A 17,683-nucleotide genomic window follows, 5' to 3' on the forward strand; every position below is an offset into this window, starting at 1 on the left:
ATGGCTGCGAAACTCCGCAAAGGCGATAACGTGATCGTTCTTGCCGGCAAAGACAAAGGGATGAAGGGCACGATTGCTGCCGTTGATCCAAAGTCCGGCAAAGCTGTTGTTGATGGTATCAACATGGCGATCCGTCACCAGAAGCAATCCCAGACGACCCAAGGTGGCCGCACGCCCAAGGCGATGCCGATCCAGCTGTCGAACCTGGCGATCGTTGACAAGAATGGCAAACCGACCCGCGTTGGTTTCCGCATCGAAGGCGAAAACAAAGTGCGTTTCGCCAAGACGACAGGGGATGTGATCTGATGCTTGACGCTGCAAACTACACCCCCCGCCTGAAGGCCGACTATGTCTCCCGCATTCGCGCTGCGATGAAGGAAGAATTCGGCTACAAGAACGACATGCAGATCCCGCGTCTGGACAAGATCGTCCTGAACATCGGCTGCGGCGCAGAAGCTGTCCGTGACAGCAAGAAAGCCAAATCCGCGCAGGAAGACCTGACAACCATCGCCGGCCAGAAGGCGATGACCACGAAGGCCAAGAAATCGATCGCCGGTTTCCGCGTGCGTGAAGACATGCCACTTGGCGCGAAAGTCACCCTGCGCGGTGACCGGATGTATGAATTCCTTGATCGCCTGATCACGGTTGCCATGCCCCGTATCCGCGACTTCCGTGGTGTCTCCGGCAAATCCTTCGACGGTCGCGGCAACTATGCCACCGGCCTGAAGGAACATATCGTGTTCCCCGAAATCAACTTCGACAAGATCGATGAGATGTGGGGAATGGACATCGTTATCTGCACCACAGCGAACACTGACGCTGAAGCAAAGGCACTGTTGAAGCTCTTCAACATGCCATTCAACAGCTAAGCGTTAGGGAGATTTGACAAATGGCTAAGAAATCCATGATCGAGCGCGAGAAAAAGCGCGAAAAGCTGGTGGCGCAATATGCTGTGAAGCGTGCAGCGCTGAAAGCAATCATCAACGACCAGTCCAAGCCGGTCGAAGAGCGCTTCAAGGCAACTTTGCAGCTTGCAAAACTGCCGCGCAATTCTTCGGCTGTGCGTCTGCACAACCGTTGCCAGCTCACCGGGCGTCCACACGCCTATTACCGCAAACTCAAGATCAGCCGGATCGCGCTGCGGAACCTTGGTTCCAATGGCGAAATCCCCGGCATGGTCAAGTCGAGCTGGTAAGGAGAATTTGATATGAACGATCCTATCGGTGATATGCTGACACGCATCCGCAACGGCCAGATGCGCGGCAAGGCTTCGGTGGAAACACCGGCGTCCAAGCTGCGTGCGCGCGTGCTGGATGTGATGGTCGCAGAAGGCTACATCCGCGGCTACGAAAAGAAGGACGGCAAAGACGGCCATCCTGCTTTCAACGTCGAACTGAAGTACTACGAAGGCACACCAGTCATTCGCGAAGTGAAGCGGGTCTCCAAGCCCGGTCGTCGCGTGTATCTGGGCGCCAATGACCTCCCATCCGTCCGTCAGGGCCTGGGTGTGTCGATTGTCTCCACCTCCAAGGGTGTGATGACGGACGCGAATGCACGGGCGGCCAAAATTGGCGGCGAAGTGCTTTGCACAGTGTTCTAAGGGGAAAACATGTCTCGTATTGGTAAAAAACCGGTTGAGCTGCCCTCTGGCGTCACTGCGTCGGTGTCCGGTCAAACCGTGGAAGTCAAAGGCCCGAAGGGCACCCGCACCTTCAAGGCGACTGACGACGTGACCATCACTGTTGATGGCAACATCGTCACCGTCAAACCACGCGGCACGTCCAAGCGGGCGCGCCAGCAGTGGGGCATGTCGCGCAGCCAGGTCGAAAACCTGGTGACCGGCGTGACCACCGGTTTCAAGAAAGAGCTTGAGATCAGCGGTGTGGGTTATCGTGCCACGATGCAGGGCGATGTCCTGAAACTGGCATTGGGCTATAGCCATGATGTGAATTTCGAAGTGCCGGCAGGGGTCACCGTGACTGCGCCCAAGCAGACCGAAATCATCGTGGAAGGGATCGACCAGCAGCTTGTTGGCCAGGTCGCGGCGAATATCCGTGAATGGCGCAAACCCGAGCCTTACAAAGGCAAGGGCATCAAGTACAAAGGCGAATTCATCTTCCGCAAAGAAGGCAAGAAGAAGTAAGGAACGCACAAATGGCAAACAGCAAAAGAACACTGTTTCTGAAGCGCCGTATGCGCGTTCGGAACAAACTGCGGGGCGTAACAGCCAACCAGGGGCGTGCGCGTCTTTCGGTACACCGCAGCAACAAGAACATCAGCGTCCAGCTGATCGACGATGTGAACGGTGTGACGCTTGCGTCGGCATCGACACTCGAAAAGGATCTGGGCGTTGTCGGCAAGAACAATGTCGAAGCCGCTGCCAAGGTCGGTGCTGCAATCGCAGAACGCGCCAAGGCTGCCGGGATCGAACAGGCCTATTTCGACCGTGGCGGTTTTCTGTTCCACGGCAAGATCAAGGCCCTTGCTGATGCGGCCCGCGAAGGCGGGTTGAAAATCTAATGTAGCGGTGCGCAGGAATGCGCACCCTACCAGCACTGTAGGATGTGCCTCCGGCGCAGCCTCGATGATCCGGCTTCGACCGCGATTGGACAACGCCCTCGGGCAAGAAGATAAGGACGCCAGCTATGGCAGAACGTGACAACAACCGGGGTGGCAACCGTCGCCCCCGCGAAGAACAAGCACCCGAGTTTGCCGACCGCCTGGTCGCCATCAACCGCGTGTCCAAGACCGTCAAAGGTGGTAAGCGGTTCGGCTTTGCCGCGCTTGTCGTCGTCGGTGACCAGAAGGGCCGCGTCGGTTTCGGCAAAGGTAAAGCCAAGGAAGTCCCCGAGGCGATCCGCAAGGCGACCGAACAGGCGAAACGCCAGATGATCCGCGTCGCCCTGCGTGACGGCCGCACCCTGCACCACGATATCGAAGGCCGCCATGGCGCCGGTCGCGTCGTGATGCGCACAGCGCCCGCTGGTACCGGCATCATCGCCGGTGGTCCAATGCGCGCCGTGTTCGAGATGCTGGGCGTGCAGGACGTCGTGTCCAAATCGATCGGTTCGCAGAACCCTTACAACATGATCCGTGCCACGATGGACGGCCTGCAAAAAGAGCAGTCGCCGCGCAACGTGGCCCAGCGTCGCGGCAAGAAAGTCGCTGACATTCTGCCCAAGCGGGAAGATGCAGCCGACACATCCGCACAAGTCGCCGAGGAGGCTTAAACCATGGCAAAAACGATCGTCGTCAAGCAGATCGGTTCCCCGATCCGCCGCCCCGAGAAACAGCGTGCTACGCTGATCGGTCTGGGCTTGAACAAGATGAACCGTACCCGCGAGCTGGAAGATACACCTTCCGTGCGCGGCATGGTCAACAGCATCCCCCACCTCGTCGAGATCATCGAAGAGCGCGGGTAAGAGGCAGATTGGGTGGACCACGATCCACCTGACGAAATTCAAAACGCCCTCGGGAAACCGGGGGCGTTCTTGTCTTTGTGCATGCTTTCCGAGGCCTAACCGCAGATCGTTCCGTCCGTGTCGCTATACCTGACGCCGATCTGTACCGGGCGTCCGTTGCGCAGGCAGACCTCGACGTCGAGCTGGATCACGGCACCAAAGGCGAGCAGGGCTTCAATCTCGGCGTCGCGGGTGCCGGGGCTATAAATGGTCTGCATGCGCGCGCGGGTCTGGTAATCGGCGAAGAACGGGTCCGTTTCGTCGCCGCTCTGGCGGATATCGAAACGGTGATAATTCGCGCGGTCCTGCTGCAGGATCGCCGCCAGATTATCCAGACGTTCGCCGCTGGAATTCACCATGTCCTCGGCGACGATCTCGGCCTGATAGCGAAAGCTTCCATCGCTCTGGACGGCGGATGTCGCCAGCCCCACCGATATCAGCATGGTGCCGATCATTGTGTGTCACCGCTGCGTCGAAGAAAGAATTCCGTATTCATCATGCGTCAGATCATAGCGCCTTTGCCTTGCTTGTGAAGTCATGCCACATTTTGTTGAATGCCTCTGCTGGTCGGCCCCGACGCGCATTCCTGTGCGAGCTTTCTTGACCTGCCCCGAACCCCCGTTTATACGCCGCAAGTCGGCACCTTCGGTCCGACTCGATTGTAACGCCGTGTTTGGCCACTCCCGTCGCTGGGGGCCAGTTCCGGCAAAAGGAGAAGCGACATGAAACTGAATGAACTTTCCGACAACCCAGGCGCCACCCAGCGTAAGAAGCGCATTGGCCGTGGTCCCGGTTCCGGCATGGGTAAGACCGGTGGCCGTGGTATCAAGGGTCAGAAATCCCGCTCGGGTGTGGCGATCAAGGGCTACGAAGGCGGCCAGATGCCTTTGTACCAGCGTCTGCCAAAGCGCGGCTTCAACAAGCCGAACCGCAAGGCATTCTCGGTCGTCAATCTGGGCCTGATCCAGAAATTCATCGACGAAGGCAAGATCGACATCAAGGCAGACATCACCGAAGACGCGCTGATCGCGTCCGGTCTGGTCCGTCGCAAGAAAGACGGTATCCGCGTTCTGGCAAAGGGTGAATTCACCTCCAAAGCCACGATCAGCGTGACCGGCGCGTCGCAGGGTGCTGTCGATGCCGTCGCCAAGGCTGGCGGATCACTGACCGTCAAGACATCGGCAGCGGCTGAGTAAGACCTTGTGAGCGGCGACACCGTCGCTTAGATGATCTTGCAAGTTTTCCCAAACGCCGCTGATCGGGGAACCGTTCAGCGGCGTTTATCATGAAAAGAGACCCACATGGCTTCTGCAGCAGAGCAAATGGCAGCCAACGTCAGTTGGAGCGCCTTCGGCAAAGCAACTGAACTGCGCCAACGCATCTTTTTCACGATTGGTCTATTGATGATCTATCGTCTGGGCACCTTCATCCCGGTCCCCGGGATCGACGGCATTGCCCTGCAGCAATTCATGGAAGACGCGCAGGCGGGGATCGGTGGTATCCTGTCGATGTTCACCGGCGGTGCACTGTCGCGGATGGCGATTTTTACGCTGGGCATCATGCCGTACATTTCAGCCTCGATCGTCATGCAGTTGCTGGGCGCGATGTGGGAGCCGCTCAAGAACCTCAAGAAAGAGGGCGAGGCAGGCCGCCGCAAGCTGAACCAATACACCCGCTACGGCACGGTCGTGCTGGCGACGGCGCAGGCCTATGGCCTTGCCATCAGCCTCGAGGCGGGCGGTCTGGCCTCTGACCCCGGTTTCTTTTTCCGCGCCTCCTGCGTGATCACCATTGTTGGTGGCACGATGTTCCTGATGTGGCTTGGTGAACAGATCACCGCGCGCGGCATCGGCAACGGTATTTCGTTGATCATCTTTGTCGGCATCATCGCGGAAATCCCATCTGCCTTGGCGCAGTTCCTTAGCCAAGGTCGCACCGGTGCGATCAGCCCCTTCGTGATCGTCGGGATTCTGCTGATGGTGCTTGTGGTGTTGACCTTCGTGGTGTTCATGGAACGCTCGCTGCGCAAGATCCACATCCAGTATCCCCGCCAGCAGCGCGGCATGAAGATCTATGACGGGTCGTCCAGCCATCTGCCGATCAAGGTGAACCCTGCCGGTGTGATCCCTGCGATCTTTGCCTCGGCGCTGCTGCTGTTGCCGACGACGATCAGCACGTTCAGTGGCGGGTCCAGCGGGCCTGTCATGTCCACCATTCTGGCGCTCTTCGGCCCTGGCCAGCCGCTCTACCTGATCTTCTTTGGCGGCATGATCATTTTCTTCACCTATTTCTACACCCGTGAAGTCGCCTTCAAGACCGAGGATGTGGCCGAGAACCTCAAGAACCAGAACGGGTTTATCCCCGGCATTCGCCCCGGTAAACGGACCGAGGAATATCTCGACTATGTGCTGACGCGTATTCTGGTGCTGGGGTCGGGTTATCTGGCGCTGGTGGCCCTGCTGCCGGAAATCATCCGCGCGGAACTGTCGATCCCGTTCTATTTCGGCGGTACATCCGTGCTGATTATCGTGTCGGTGGGGATGGATACGATCCAGCAGGTGCAGTCGCATCTGGTTGCTCACCAGTATGAAGGCCTGATCGAAAAATCGCAGCTGCGCGGCAAACGCAGCACGACCAAGAAAAAAGGCCCGTCGCGGCGATGAATATCATTCTACTTGGACCACCGGGCGCTGGCAAAGGGACACAGGCCCGCAAGCTGGTAGAAGATCGCAACATGATCCAGCTCAGCACCGGCGACATGCTGCGTGCTGCGCGGACCAGCGGCACCGCGATGGGTAAAACCGTCGCCGCCGTCATGGACCGCGGCGAACTGGTCACGGACGAGATCGTGATCGGCCTGATCCGCGAACAGCTCGAGGCGGGCGGCGATCATGGCGGTTTCATCTTCGACGGCTTTCCGCGCACGCTTGGGCAGGCTGACGCCTTGGGTGATCTGCTTGCCGAAATGGGCCAGAGCCTTGATCATGTGATCGAATTGCAGGTCAACGACGATGTGCTGGTCGAACGTGTGCTGGGCCGCGCCGCCGAAACGGTTGCATCCGGTGGGCAAGCCCGTGCCGATGATAACGCCGAAAGCCTGCGGACTCGTCTTTTGGCCTATTACAAGCAGACCAGCCCGCTGATCGGTTATTACCATGCCAAAGGCGATCTTGTATCGCTCGATGGGTTGGCCAGCGTGGATGACGTTGCCGACAGCATCGCCAAGGTCCTTGGCTAACCGCTTGCGGTCTATTGACGCTGCGGGCGTTGCCCCCTAAACAGCGCCATCCCGCAAGGGAATCAATGCGCAGGTGCGGGGTCGCACCCTTCATCCTGCGGCTTACCTGATATGACGCAGCCCGGTGCCGTATGGTCCGGGCTTCCGTTGTGAAAAAAGGGTCTGGCATCACGGACCCGCAACGAAAAGGAATTGCACACGTGGCACGTATTGCCGGCGTAAACATCCCGACTGCAAAGCGGGTTCCAATCGCCCTGACATATATCACTGGTATTGGCCCTGCCATTGCCGAACAGATCTGCGAAGCAACCAACATCGACCGCGCCCGTCGCGTGAACGATCTGTCGGACGCAGAAATCCTGACGATCCGCGAATTCATCGACGCGAACCTCACCGTCGAAGGTGACCTGCGTCGTGAAACCCAGATGAACATCAAGCGCCTGATGGACCTTGGCTGCTACCGTGGCCTGCGTCACCGTCGCAACCTGCCGGTGCGCGGTCAGCGGACCCACACCAACGCGCGCACACGCAAGGGCCCTGCAAAGGCCATTGCTGGCAAGAAGAAATAAGGGGACCTGACAGATGGCACGCGATACCAAACGCACCAAAAAGAAGGTTTCCAAGAACATCGCCGCTGGCGTTGCTCATGTGAATTCTTCGTTCAACAACACCAAGATCCTGATTTCCGACGTGCAGGGCAATGCGATCGCATGGTCGTCCGCTGGCACGATGGGTTTCAAAGGGTCGCGGAAATCCACGCCTTATGCCGCTCAGATGGCTGCGGAAGATGCGGGCAAGAAAGCACAAGACCACGGCGTCAAGACGCTGGAAGTCGAAGTGCAGGGTCCCGGTTCCGGCCGCGAATCCGCGCTGCGCGCACTGGCCGCTGTCGGCTTCAACATCACGTCGATCCGTGATGTGACCCCGATGGCGCACAACGGCTGCCGCCCGCCAAAGCGCCGCCGCGTCTGAACCACTCCGAACGCATTGGGGTCGTGCATCTTTTTGCACGGCCCCAATCCGTCATTTTGAAACCTCGGGCGTTTGCCTTTTTGGACATGAAGGCAAACAAGGATGGAGGGACATATGATCCACAAGAACTGGGCTGAACTGATCAAGCCGATGCAGTTGGACGTCAAGCCGGGCAATGACCCGATGCGTCAGGCGACCATGGTCGCCGAACCGCTGGAACGCGGCTTTGGTCTGACACTTGGCAACGCGCTGCGCCGCATCCTGATGTCGTCGCTGCAGGGTGCCGCGATCACTGCCGTGCAGATCGACAACGTGCTGCATGAGTTTTCGTCCGTGTCGGGCGTGCGTGAAGACGTCACCGACATCGTGTTGAACCTCAAGGGCGTCGCCATCCGTATGGAAGTCGAAGGCCCCAAGCGTCTGTCCGTGCAGGCCAAAGGGCCGGGCGTTGTGACGGCTGCTGATATCTCGGAAACTGCCGGGATCGAAATCCTGAACAAGGACCATGTGATCTGCCACCTCGATGACGGTGCCGATCTTTACATGGAACTGACCGTGAACACCGGCAAAGGTTACGTTGCCGCTGACAAGAACAAGCCGGAAGATGCCCCCATCGGCATGATCGCCATCGACGCGATCTATTCGCCGGTGAAAAAGGTGTCCTATGACGTGCAACCGACCCGCGAAGGTCAGGTGCTCGACTATGACAAGCTGACGATGAAGGTGGAAACCGACGGCTCGCTGTCGCCTGACGATGCTGTGGCCTATGCCGCGCGGATCCTGCAGGACCAGCTGTCGATCTTCGTCAACTTCGACGAGCCTGAATCGGCCTCTGCCGGTTCCGATGACGACGGGCTGGAATTCAACCCGCTGCTGCTCAAGAAAGTGGACGAGTTGGAACTGTCGGTGCGTTCGGCAAACTGCCTCAAGAACGACAACATCGTCTATATCGGCGATCTGATCCAGAAAACCGAAGCAGAAATGCTGCGCACACCGAACTTTGGCCGCAAATCCTTGAACGAAATCAAGGAAGTGCTGTCGGGCATGGGTTTGCACCTTGGCATGGACGTCGAGGATTGGCCGCCGGACAACATCGAAGATTTGGCTAAAAAGTTTGAAGACCAGTTTTAACTGGTCTTCGTCCCGGGCCTGACCCGGGACCTCACGCAAACCGACGAGGCCCCGGAACACGTCCGGGGCGCGTCACGCCGAAATGCCCACGCATGTGGGGAAGACCCCGGGCAATCCCGCCCCAATAATACGGCTGGCACGCATCAGACCGTTGGACAAAGTATAAATCTGAAGGAGACACCAAATGCGTCACGCAAGCGGCTACCGCAAGCTGAACCGGACCCACGAACACCGCAAGGCGATGTTCGCCAACATGGCCGGGGCCCTGATCGAACACGAACAGATCAAAACAACGCTGCCCAAGGCGAAAGAACTGCGCCGCATCGTCGAGAAGCTGGTCACCCTTGGCAAGCGCGGCGATCTGCATGCCCGCCGTCAGGCCGATGCCCAGCTCAAGCAGGACATCCACACAGCCAAGCTGTTTGAAATCATCGGCCCACGTTATGCCGAACGTCAGGGCGGCTATGTCCGCATCATGAAGGCCGGCTTCCGCTATGGCGACATGGCCCCGATGGCGATCATCGAATTCGTGGACCGCGACGTGAATGCCAAAGGCGCGGCTGACAAGGCCCGTCTGGCCGAGTTCGAGGCGATGGAGGATTAATTTCCCCGCCACGTACCGACTTTTTTGCAAAGCCCTGCCAGATTGGCGGGGCTTTCGCTTTTTCACGGAAAGCCTATCATCTGCCCATGCCTGACCTGTTCGACAGCGCCCCCAACACTGCCCCCGCAGGCCCCCGCCCGCTGGCCGACCGGCTGCGGCCCAAGCGGTTGTCCGAGGTGATCGGCCAGCAGCAGGTGCTTGGCCCGGATGCGCCGCTGGGCACGATGCTGGCCTCTGGTTCTCTGTCGTCGCTGGTTTTCTGGGGCCCGCCTGGCGTGGGCAAGACGACGATCGCGCGGTTGCTGGCGGATGAAACCGACCTGCATTTCGTCCAGATCAGCGCGATTTTCACGGGCGTGCCTGATCTGCGCAAGGTGTTCGAGGCCGCGAAGATGCGCCGCCAGAACGGCAAGGGCACGCTGTTGTTCGTCGATGAAATCCACCGTTTCAACAAGGCACAGCAGGACGGCTTTCTGCCCTATATGGAGGATGGGACGATCCTGCTGGTCGGGGCGACGACCGAAAACCCCAGTTTCGAGCTGAACGCCGCGTTGCTGAGCCGTGCGCAGGTGTTCATCCTGACCCGACTGACTCTGACTGACCTCGAACTGCTCGCCCAACGTGCCGAAAAGGAACTGGGCCGCGCCCTGCCACTGGACGGAAACGCGCGCGAGGCGCTGCTGGACATGGCCGATGGTGATGGCCGCGCGCTGCTCAATCTGATCGAACAGGTGGCGGCCTGGAAAACCGATGCGAAACTGACGCGCGACGACCTGACCAAACGGCTGATGAAACGCGCGGTGAAATACGACAAATCCGGCGATGAGCATTACAACCTGATCTCCGCGCTGCATAAATCCGTGCGCGGGTCCGACCCTGATGCCGCACTTTACTGGTTCGCCCGCATGCTGGCAGGGGGCGAGGACCCCCGTTACCTTGCCCGCCGCATCACGCGGATGGCGGTTGAAGATATTGGCCTTGCTGACCCGCAGGCGCAGGCGGTGTGTTTGCAAAGCTGGGAAACCTATGAACGGCTGGGATCGCCCGAGGGTGAACTGGCCTTGGCGCAGGCGGTGACCTACCTCGCGCTCGCGCCGAAATCGAATGCGGCCTATGTCGCCTACAAGGCCGCGATGGCCGCCGCGAAACAGACGGGTTCCGAACCGCCGCCTGCCCATATCCTGAACGCACCGACCAAGCTGATGAAGGAACAGGGGTTCGGGGCAGGCTATGCCTATGACCACGATGCCGAGGACGGGTTCAGCGGCCAGAACTATTTCCCCGAGACCATGAAGCGCGGCATTTATTACCTGCCCGTGGATCGGGGGTTTGAACGCGAGTTGAAGAAACGCGTGGATTTCTTCGCCGGATTGCGTGCCAAGCGGGGCAAGAATTGACTTCCCCGCGCCAAAAGGCCAAGGCAGGCCGATGATGATACCTGTGATCTCTGTGGCTCTTGGCGGGGCTGTCGGTTCTGTGCTGCGCTTCCTTGTGGGGATGGCGGTGCCGTTTCCCATTGGCACGCTGGTCATCAACGTGCTGGGGTCATTTCTGATCGGGTTGGTCTGGATATTGCTGGCTGCGCGCGGATTGCAGAACTGGATTCCCTTCGTAATGATGGGCGTTCTGGGTGGTTTCACCACCTTTTCGACGTTTTCGCTCGACACGTTGCGCCTGATTGAATCGGGCCGTGTCGTGGCAGCGGGCAGCTATGTGCTGGCGTCGGTATTTGTATCAATTGCGGCCTGCGGATTGGGCCTGTGGCTTGCCAAAGGAATGACGACATGAGCGGTGTACACACCAGAACCATCGGCCCCGACGACGGCGATCAGCGGCTGGACCGCTATCTGCGCCGCTTGTTCCCACATCTGACCCAAGGGCGCATCGAAAAGCTGTGCCGCAAAGGCGAATTGCGCGTCGATGGCGGGCGCGTGAAAACCAGCACGCGGCTCGAAGTCGGCCAGAAAATCCGCATCCCGCCCTTGCCGACCGAGGAAGAGGCCGCCGCTGCCGCCACCCTTGCCCGTCATGGCGTCACCAAGGCGGATGCCAAGCTGATTCAGTCCTGCGTGATCTACAAGGACGACCACATTATCGCGATCAACAAACCGCATGGGCTGGCCACGCAAGGTGGCACCAACACCACCCGCCACGTTGATGGCATGGCCGAGGCGCTGATGTTCGGCTACGACGAAAAACCGCGTCTGGTGCACCGGTTGGACCGCGATACATCGGGTGTGCTGTTGCTCGCGCGGACACGGATGATGGCCAAGCAGTTGACTGAGAACCTCAAGCACCGAGAGACGCGCAAAATTTACTGGGCCGCTGTCGCCGGTGTGCCGCATCCGCGCGCGGGTACGATCAAATACGGTCTGGTGAAGGCCCCCGGCCACGGCAAAGGCGGCGAGAATGAAAAGATGCGCTGCGTGCATCCCAACGAGATCGCAAGCACCGAAGGCGCAAAGCGCGCCACATCGGATTATGCCGTGATGGATACGCTGGCCAGTCGTGCGGCATGGTGTGCGCTGGTCCCGATTACGGGCCGGACCCACCAGTTGCGTGCGCATATGGCCGAGATCGGGCATCCGATTATCGGTGATGGCAAATATGGCGGATCGGGGCAGGAGAACCTTGGCGATGGCTGGGGGGCCAGCATGGGCAGCGAGATCGGGCGCAAGATGCACCTGCATGCACGCAGCCTGACCATCGAACATCCCGCCACCGGCAAAATCCTGCATCTGACCGCCGACCTGCCAGAGCACATGCAGAACACTTGGGATTTCGTGGGTTGGGTCGTCGGCCACGCTCCTGTCGATCCGTTCAACATGCCCGATGAGTGACCTGCGCCTTGTGATCTTCGACGTGGACGGCACGCTGGTCGACAGCCAGGCCGAAATCGTCGCCGCGATGACTGCCGCTTTCGCAGCCGAAGGTCTGGTGCTGCCCGACCGCAAACGGTTGTTGTCGATTGTCGGGCTGTCGCTGGATGTCGCCATGGTGCGGCTTTGCCCGGACGAGGCACCCGATAGGCATCCCCGTCTCGTGCAGGCCTACAAGGACGCCTATATGGACCTGCGCGGCGCGGACGGGCAGGGCGAGCTAAGCCCGCTTTACCCCGGCGCGCGTGCGGCGCTGGACGAACTGGCCGGGCAGGACAACACCTTGCTGGCCGTGGCTACCGGCAAATCGCGGCGGGGCCTCGACAAGATGCTCGAAAAACACGGGCTGCGTGGTCTGTTCCACAGCGAACAGGTGGCCGACGACCATCCGTCCAAGCCGAACCCGTCCATGATTCTGACCGCTCTCAATGAGACCGGCACCGATGCCCGCGCCGCCGTGATGATCGGCGATACCACCTTTGACATGGATATGGGGCGTGCTGCGGGCGTGCGCACCATCGGCGTGTCCTGGGGCTATCACGATGCGGGCAGCCTGCGCCCCGACCTGCTGATCGACCAATTTGCCGACCTTTTGCCTGCCATCGACCAACTGACCGGATCACACCCATGAGCGACTGGAAACCGAAACGATTCTGGAAGGCCGCGACGCCAGAGGCCTGCGACGGCGGGTTCACCGTCACGTTGGACGGGCGTCCGGTAAAAACGCCGGCCAAGGCGGCCTTGGTCGTGCCGACACTGCCCTTGGCCGAAGCCGTGGCGCAGGAATGGGACGCGCAGACAGGTCTGGTCGATCCACGCACCATGCCGGTGACACGCAGCGCCAATGCGGCGATCGACAAGGTCCGCACCCAAAGGGCCGAGGTGATCGGCCTTTTGTCGGAATACGGCGGGACTGATCTGCTGTGTTATCGTGCGCCCGCCCCCGACGGGCTGGTTGTACGCCAGCGGCAGGCATGGGACCCGCTGCTGCACTGGGCCGAACAGGACCTTCAGGTCCGGCTGATGGTAGGCGAAGGTGTGGTGCATGTGCCGCAACCCGATGAAAGTATTGCCAGATTGCAGCGCGAACTGGAGGCTCAGGACGATTTTGGACTGGCTGCCGCGCATGATCTGATCAGCCTGTCAGGGTCGCTGGTCCTTGCGCTTGCGGTGATGCGCGCGCATCTCGATGCGGCACAGGCCTGGGACATATCCCGCGTCGATGAGAACTGGCAGATCTCGCAATGGGGGGCTGACGAAGAGGCCACCGCCGCGGCAGAGGTCAAACGGGCGGCCTTTCTGCATGCAGAGAGATTCTTTCATCTGGCAAGGGCGTGATCCAACGCGGCCCTTATCGGGGCATTTGTCCCGATAATTGCCTGTTTTCGCGGCATTTGCGCGGTGATTACTGCGAGTTTTGCTTGACCAGATGGCGCTTCATCGGACAATCTAGCAAAACTCGAACAAGGGCTTGGCCTTTGTAGAAGCGGCGACCTTGAAAGAGGTGGCATAAAAATTGGCTGCCGGATTTACCGGCGGAAACTCAGGAAGAGGTAAAAATGACAAAAACCGTATTTATCGGCGCGCTGGCCGTCGCTGGCATGACCGCCGGTATCGCATCGGCTGCGACCCTTGATGACGTAAAAGCACGCGGCACCCTGCTTTGTGGCTCGAACGAAGGTCTGGCAGGTTTCGCCGCACCCGATGCGAACGGCAACTGGGAAGGGTTCGACGTGGCTCTGTGCCGTGCGATCGCTGCCGCTGTGCTGGGTGACGGTCAGGCCGTCCAATTCGTGCCGCTGACAAGCCAGACCCGCTTTACCGCGCTGGCCGCTGGTGAAGTCGACGTTCTGGTCCGCAACTCGACCTGGACCTTCACACGCGACACCGACCTTGCGCTCGATTTCCCTGCCATCAACTATTACGACGGTCAGGGCTTTATGGTCCCACGCGCACTGGGCGTGTCCTCGGCGACCGAACTCGACGGCGCGACGGTCTGCATCCAGACCGGTACCACCACCGAGCTGAACCTTGCTGACTACTTCCGCGCCAATGGCATCAGCTATGAGCCCGTGCCGGTCGCAACCAACGCCGAAGGCCAGCAGCAGTACTTGGCCGGTGCATGCGACGTCTATACCACCGATATCTCGGGCCTTGCCGCAACACGCGCGACGTTCGAAGCACCGGGCGATCACGTGATTCTTCCGGAAGTCGTATCCAAGGAACCACTGGGCCCCGCAGTGCGCCATGGTGACAACGATTGGGGCGATATCGTTCGTTGGACGACCCATGCGCTGATCGCGGCCGAAGAATATGGCGTGACACAGGCGAACGTGGCCGAGCTGGCTGCTGCACCCACCGACAACCCAGAGGTCAACCGCCTGCTGGGTACCGAAGGTGAACTGGGTGCCATGATCGGTCTGGACGCAGACTGGGCTGTGAACGCTATCTCTGTTGGCGGGAACTATGGCGAGATCTTCGAAGCGAACATCGGTGAAGCCACTGCTGTCGGCCTGGCTCGCGGTCTGAACGCACAGTGGACCGAAGGCGGCCTGATGTATGGCGGACCTTTCCGCTAATCACTGATCGGTTGGGGTCCGGCCATGGCCGGGCCCCTTTCATCATTCATTAAACCCATATTCTGACTTTTGGCGGACAAGATATTTCTTGCCCCCTGTTGTCGTATCCAGATCGAGGGCTGCGCATGGCGGACATTTCTGATCACCCGCGCGAAACATTCCGCATCAGCATGTTGCTTTATGATGCGCGGTATAGGTCGCTGACAATTCAGGTGGTCGCCGCTATGTTGATCATGCTGTTTCTGGCGCAACTGATCGATAACACCGTCACCAACCTTGCAGTTTTGGGCAAGGACATCAGTTTCAACTTTCTGTGGACCACGGCTGGTTACGACATCAACCAGCAACTGATCCCCTTCACATCCCAAGACACGCATGCGCGTGCCGCTTTGGTCGGTATTCTCAACACGCTGCTGGTGGCCGTGCTTGGCTGTATCCTTGCGACCGTGATCGGCGTTTTCGCGGGCGTTCTGCGACTGTCCAAGAACTGGCTCGTCGCCCGCGTGATGACCGTCTATGTCGAATGCATGCGCAACACGCCGCTGCTGATCTGGATCTTGATCGTTTTCGCTGTGATGACCGAAGCAACGCCACAGCCGCGCGATTTTGCCGAAGGCGGTACGGCAACCATGCTTTTCGCCGACAGCATGGCGATCACCAACCGTGGTGTCTTTATTCCGCGCCCCATTTGGGCGGACGGGTCGGGCATCGTTGTCGCCGTCCTGATCCTGTCGATCATCGGAATTTTTGTGCTGCGCTACATCGCGCGCAAACGGCAGGAAGACACGGGCCAGCAACTGCCGGTGCTGCCATTGTCGCTGGCGCTGTTGATCGTGCCTGTGACGCTGGCATTTTATGCGCTGGGCCGTCCGATCACGCTCGATTACCCGGTACTGGGCGGCTTCAATTTTCAAGGCGGCTTGCAGGTGCGCAATTCGCTGATCGCGCTGTGGCTGGCGCTGTCGCTTTACACCTCTGCCTTCATCGCGGAAATCGTGCGCTCGGGTATTCTGGCTGTCTCGAAAGGCCAGACAGAGGCCGCTTTTGCGCTGGGCATGCAGCCCAATCGCACCATGCAGCTGATCATCCTGCCGCAGGCGCTGCGCGTCATCATCCCGCCACTGATCTCACAGTTTCTGAACCTGACCAAGAACTCCTCGCTGGCGCTGGCTGTGGGGTACATGGATGCGCGGTCCACGCTGGGCGGTATCACCGTCAACCAGACCGGCCGCGAATTGGAAGGAATCTTGCTGTTGGGCATATTCTACCTGATCACCAGTCTGATCATTTCATCGGCCATGAATTTCTACAATTCCGGCGTCAAGCTGAAGGAGCGCTGAGATGAGCGATGCATCAAAGGTCGCCTATGTCCGCAGTGACATGCTGCCGGAACAAGCGCCCCCGCCGGGCGTAACGGGTCCGGTCAAATGGCTGCGCGAGAACCTGTTTTCGGGCTGGTTCAACTCTCTCATGACCATCCTTGCCATCTATCTTGTCTGGGCTGTCCTGTCCGGCACGGTGCCTTGGGTCTACAACGGTATCTGGGATGCGGGGTCGCTGACCGAATGTCGCGAAATCCGCGATGCGCGCGGGCTGGAAAGCGCGGCTTGCTGGGCTGTCATCAACGAACGCTGGCTGCAGATGCTGTTCGGGTTTTACCCCACCGACAACCCGCTGCTGGCGCGCCTGTTCTATGCCGAACAGCTTGAAGCGGCCGGTGGCGCAGAGGTGGTATTTGGCGGCGGCTTCAACGCAACCCAGCGCGTTGCTTTCGTGTCGGAGATGCGTAACGAACTTGGCAATACGGTTTTGTTCTTTTTCGGCTTCTGGCGGCCCCTTCTGGCGCTGGCCCTGCTCGTCTTCGCTTTGGCGCCGATCCTGTATTCCAACCTGCCTCGCAGCTTGCTGATATTCTCGCTGATCTATCCGTTCATTGCCTTCTTTCTTCTATGGGGCGGGTCGGTCTGGTTGCCGGTGCTGGTGGCTGCAGGGCTTGCGCTGACCCTTTTTGCAGGTCGGACGGCCGCCGCCTTTGTCGGCAGCCTTGGCGGGCTGATTGTGTCGATTGCGGTGTTCGTCATCTATTTTATGGATCCGCTTGGTATGGGCTCGCTGCTGTCGCATTTGCGCGGGGCGCTGGCCTCGGCGCTGCCATGGGGACTGACCTATATCCCGTCGGACCAGTTTGGCGGGTTCATGCTGGCCATCATCATCGGCACATCGGGGATCGTTCTGTCCTTGCCTTTGGGCATCGCGCTGGCCTTGGGGCGGCAATCATCGATGCCGCTGATCAAATGGGTCTGCGTGTCCTTCATCGAGGTGATCCGCGGCGTGCCGCTGATCGTCTGGCTGTTCACCGCCTCGACCCTGCTGAACTACTTCCTGCCACCCGGCACCACGTTTGACCTGCTCTTGCGGGTGATCATCATGGTGACGCTCTTTGCCTCTGCCTATCTGGCCGAAGTGGTGCGTGGCGGTCTGGCCGCCTTGCCCAAAGGCCAGTACGAGGCGGCGGATTCGCTGGGGCTGGATTATTGGAAATCCATGCGGCTGATCATCCTGCCGCAGGCGCTGAAAATCTCGATCCCGGGTATCGTGAACACCTTTATCGGGCTGTTCAAGGATACGACGCTGGTCGTGTTCATCGGTCTGCGCGACCCGCTTGGCCTGACCAATGCGATCCGTGCCACCGGTGAATGGAACGGCATTTACTGGGAACTCTATATCTTTGTGGGGGGGCTGTTCTTCATATTCTGCTTCTTCATGTCCCGTTATTCAATGTATCTGGAGCGTCGTCTCCGGACCGACCACCGCTGAGG

General features: G+C 59.6%; 24 protein-coding genes. 23 read left to right on the top strand and 1 reads right to left on the bottom strand.

Going from position 1 to position 17,683, the window contains the following annotated elements:
* From rplX to rpmD, 8 genes are all read left to right on the top strand, one after another.
* A complete protein-coding gene (rplX, locus tag VCK47_RS12590; protein WP_322890524.1) occupies positions 1-306 on the top strand; it encodes a 50S ribosomal protein L24 in 306 nt (101 codons plus the stop codon).
* Positions 306-869 (top strand): 50S ribosomal protein L5, encoded by a 564-nt coding sequence (rplE, locus tag VCK47_RS12595; protein ID WP_322890523.1) that lies wholly within the window; start codon positions 306-308, stop codon positions 867-869. Before rplX ends, rplE begins: the two co-directional genes overlap by 1 nt.
* A 20-nt stretch (positions 870-889) precedes the next feature.
* Positions 890-1,195: a 30S ribosomal protein S14 gene (rpsN, locus tag VCK47_RS12600; protein WP_322890522.1), complete on the top strand. Its 306-nt coding sequence runs from the start codon at positions 890-892 to the stop codon at positions 1,193-1,195.
* 12 nt (positions 1,196-1,207) lie between these two features.
* Positions 1,208-1,600, top strand: a complete 393-nt coding sequence (gene rpsH / locus VCK47_RS12605; protein ID WP_322890521.1) for a 30S ribosomal protein S8 — start codon at positions 1,208-1,210, stop codon at positions 1,598-1,600.
* A 9-nt stretch (positions 1,601-1,609) separates the two neighbouring features.
* Entirely contained in the window at positions 1,610-2,143 is a 534-nt protein-coding gene (gene rplF, locus VCK47_RS12610; RefSeq protein ID WP_322890520.1) for a 50S ribosomal protein L6, read from the top strand.
* Positions 2,144-2,154: 11 nt separating this feature from the next.
* Complete coding sequence (gene rplR / locus VCK47_RS12615; RefSeq protein WP_322890519.1) at positions 2,155-2,520, top strand: 50S ribosomal protein L18; 366 nt, start codon at positions 2,155-2,157, stop codon at positions 2,518-2,520.
* A gap of 125 nt (positions 2,521-2,645) precedes the next feature.
* Positions 2,646-3,230, top strand: a complete 585-nt coding sequence (gene rpsE, locus VCK47_RS12620; protein ID WP_019953325.1) for a 30S ribosomal protein S5 — start codon at positions 2,646-2,648, stop codon at positions 3,228-3,230.
* A 3-nt stretch (positions 3,231-3,233) separates the two neighbouring features.
* Entirely contained in the window at positions 3,234-3,422 is a 189-nt protein-coding gene (gene rpmD, locus VCK47_RS12625; protein ID WP_019953326.1) for a 50S ribosomal protein L30, read from the top strand.
* A 95-nt stretch (positions 3,423-3,517) separates the two neighbouring features.
* Here rpmD and VCK47_RS12630 read toward each other — a convergent pair whose 3' ends face one another.
* Positions 3,518-3,904: a hypothetical protein gene (locus VCK47_RS12630; RefSeq protein WP_322890518.1), complete on the bottom strand. Its 387-nt coding sequence runs from the start codon at positions 3,902-3,904 to the stop codon at positions 3,518-3,520.
* A 279-nt stretch (positions 3,905-4,183) separates the two neighbouring features.
* On the opposite strand from VCK47_RS12630, the gene rplO reads away from it, so the two are divergent.
* From rplO to VCK47_RS12705, 15 genes are all read left to right on the top strand, one after another.
* Positions 4,184-4,657, top strand: a complete 474-nt coding sequence (gene rplO / locus VCK47_RS12635; RefSeq protein ID WP_322890517.1) for a 50S ribosomal protein L15 — start codon at positions 4,184-4,186, stop codon at positions 4,655-4,657.
* Between the two features lie 105 nt (positions 4,658-4,762).
* On the top strand, positions 4,763-6,124 hold the full coding sequence (gene secY, locus VCK47_RS12640; RefSeq protein ID WP_322890516.1) for a preprotein translocase subunit SecY: 1,362 nt from the start codon (positions 4,763-4,765) through the stop codon (positions 6,122-6,124).
* Positions 6,121-6,699, top strand: a complete 579-nt coding sequence (locus VCK47_RS12645; protein WP_322890515.1) for an adenylate kinase — start codon at positions 6,121-6,123, stop codon at positions 6,697-6,699. The genes secY and VCK47_RS12645 overlap by 4 nt, the downstream gene beginning before the upstream one ends.
* Before the next feature lie 200 nt (positions 6,700-6,899).
* Positions 6,900-7,268: a 30S ribosomal protein S13 gene (gene rpsM, locus VCK47_RS12650; RefSeq protein ID WP_040482983.1), complete on the top strand. Its 369-nt coding sequence runs from the start codon at positions 6,900-6,902 to the stop codon at positions 7,266-7,268.
* Between the two features lie 13 nt (positions 7,269-7,281).
* Entirely contained in the window at positions 7,282-7,671 is a 390-nt protein-coding gene (gene rpsK / locus VCK47_RS12655) for a 30S ribosomal protein S11 (protein ID WP_019953332.1), read from the top strand.
* A gap of 114 nt (positions 7,672-7,785) precedes the next feature.
* Positions 7,786-8,802, top strand: a complete 1,017-nt coding sequence (locus tag VCK47_RS12660) for a DNA-directed RNA polymerase subunit alpha (protein ID WP_019953333.1) — start codon at positions 7,786-7,788, stop codon at positions 8,800-8,802.
* 184 nt (positions 8,803-8,986) lie between these two features.
* Positions 8,987-9,406 (top strand): 50S ribosomal protein L17, encoded by a 420-nt coding sequence (gene rplQ / locus VCK47_RS12665; protein ID WP_213395655.1) that lies wholly within the window; start codon positions 8,987-8,989, stop codon positions 9,404-9,406.
* Positions 9,407-9,492: 86 nt separating this feature from the next.
* Positions 9,493-10,803, top strand: a complete 1,311-nt coding sequence (locus tag VCK47_RS12670; RefSeq protein WP_322890514.1) for a replication-associated recombination protein A — start codon at positions 9,493-9,495, stop codon at positions 10,801-10,803.
* 31 nt (positions 10,804-10,834) lie between these two features.
* Positions 10,835-11,194 (top strand): CrcB family protein, encoded by a 360-nt coding sequence (locus VCK47_RS12675; RefSeq protein WP_322890513.1) that lies wholly within the window; start codon positions 10,835-10,837, stop codon positions 11,192-11,194.
* Entirely contained in the window at positions 11,191-12,246 is a 1,056-nt protein-coding gene (locus VCK47_RS12680) for an RluA family pseudouridine synthase (protein WP_322890512.1), read from the top strand. The genes VCK47_RS12675 and VCK47_RS12680 overlap by 4 nt, the downstream gene beginning before the upstream one ends.
* Positions 12,239-12,916, top strand: coding sequence for an HAD-IA family hydrolase (locus VCK47_RS12685; protein WP_322890511.1), 678 nt, complete (start codon positions 12,239-12,241; stop codon positions 12,914-12,916). Before VCK47_RS12680 ends, VCK47_RS12685 begins: the two co-directional genes overlap by 8 nt.
* Positions 12,913-13,623 carry an ATP12 family chaperone protein gene (locus tag VCK47_RS12690; RefSeq protein WP_322890510.1) on the top strand — a complete coding sequence of 237 codons (711 nt, stop codon included), beginning with the start codon at positions 12,913-12,915 and terminating at the stop codon, positions 13,621-13,623. Before VCK47_RS12685 ends, VCK47_RS12690 begins: the two co-directional genes overlap by 4 nt.
* 221 nt (positions 13,624-13,844) lie before the next feature.
* Positions 13,845-14,864 carry an amino acid ABC transporter substrate-binding protein gene (locus VCK47_RS12695; protein ID WP_322890509.1) on the top strand — a complete coding sequence of 340 codons (1,020 nt, stop codon included), beginning with the start codon at positions 13,845-13,847 and terminating at the stop codon, positions 14,862-14,864.
* 125 nt (positions 14,865-14,989) lie between these two features.
* Entirely contained in the window at positions 14,990-16,204 is a 1,215-nt protein-coding gene (locus VCK47_RS12700; RefSeq protein WP_322890508.1) for an amino acid ABC transporter permease, read from the top strand.
* A gap of 1 nt (position 16,205) precedes the next feature.
* Positions 16,206-17,681 (top strand): amino acid ABC transporter permease, encoded by a 1,476-nt coding sequence (locus tag VCK47_RS12705; protein ID WP_322890507.1) that lies wholly within the window; start codon positions 16,206-16,208, stop codon positions 17,679-17,681.
* Positions 17,682-17,683 lie beyond the last annotated feature (2 nt).

The organism is Yoonia sp. 72 (genome assembly GCF_034652275.1).
Taxonomy (GTDB): Bacteria; Pseudomonadota; Alphaproteobacteria; order Rhodobacterales; family Rhodobacteraceae; genus Yoonia.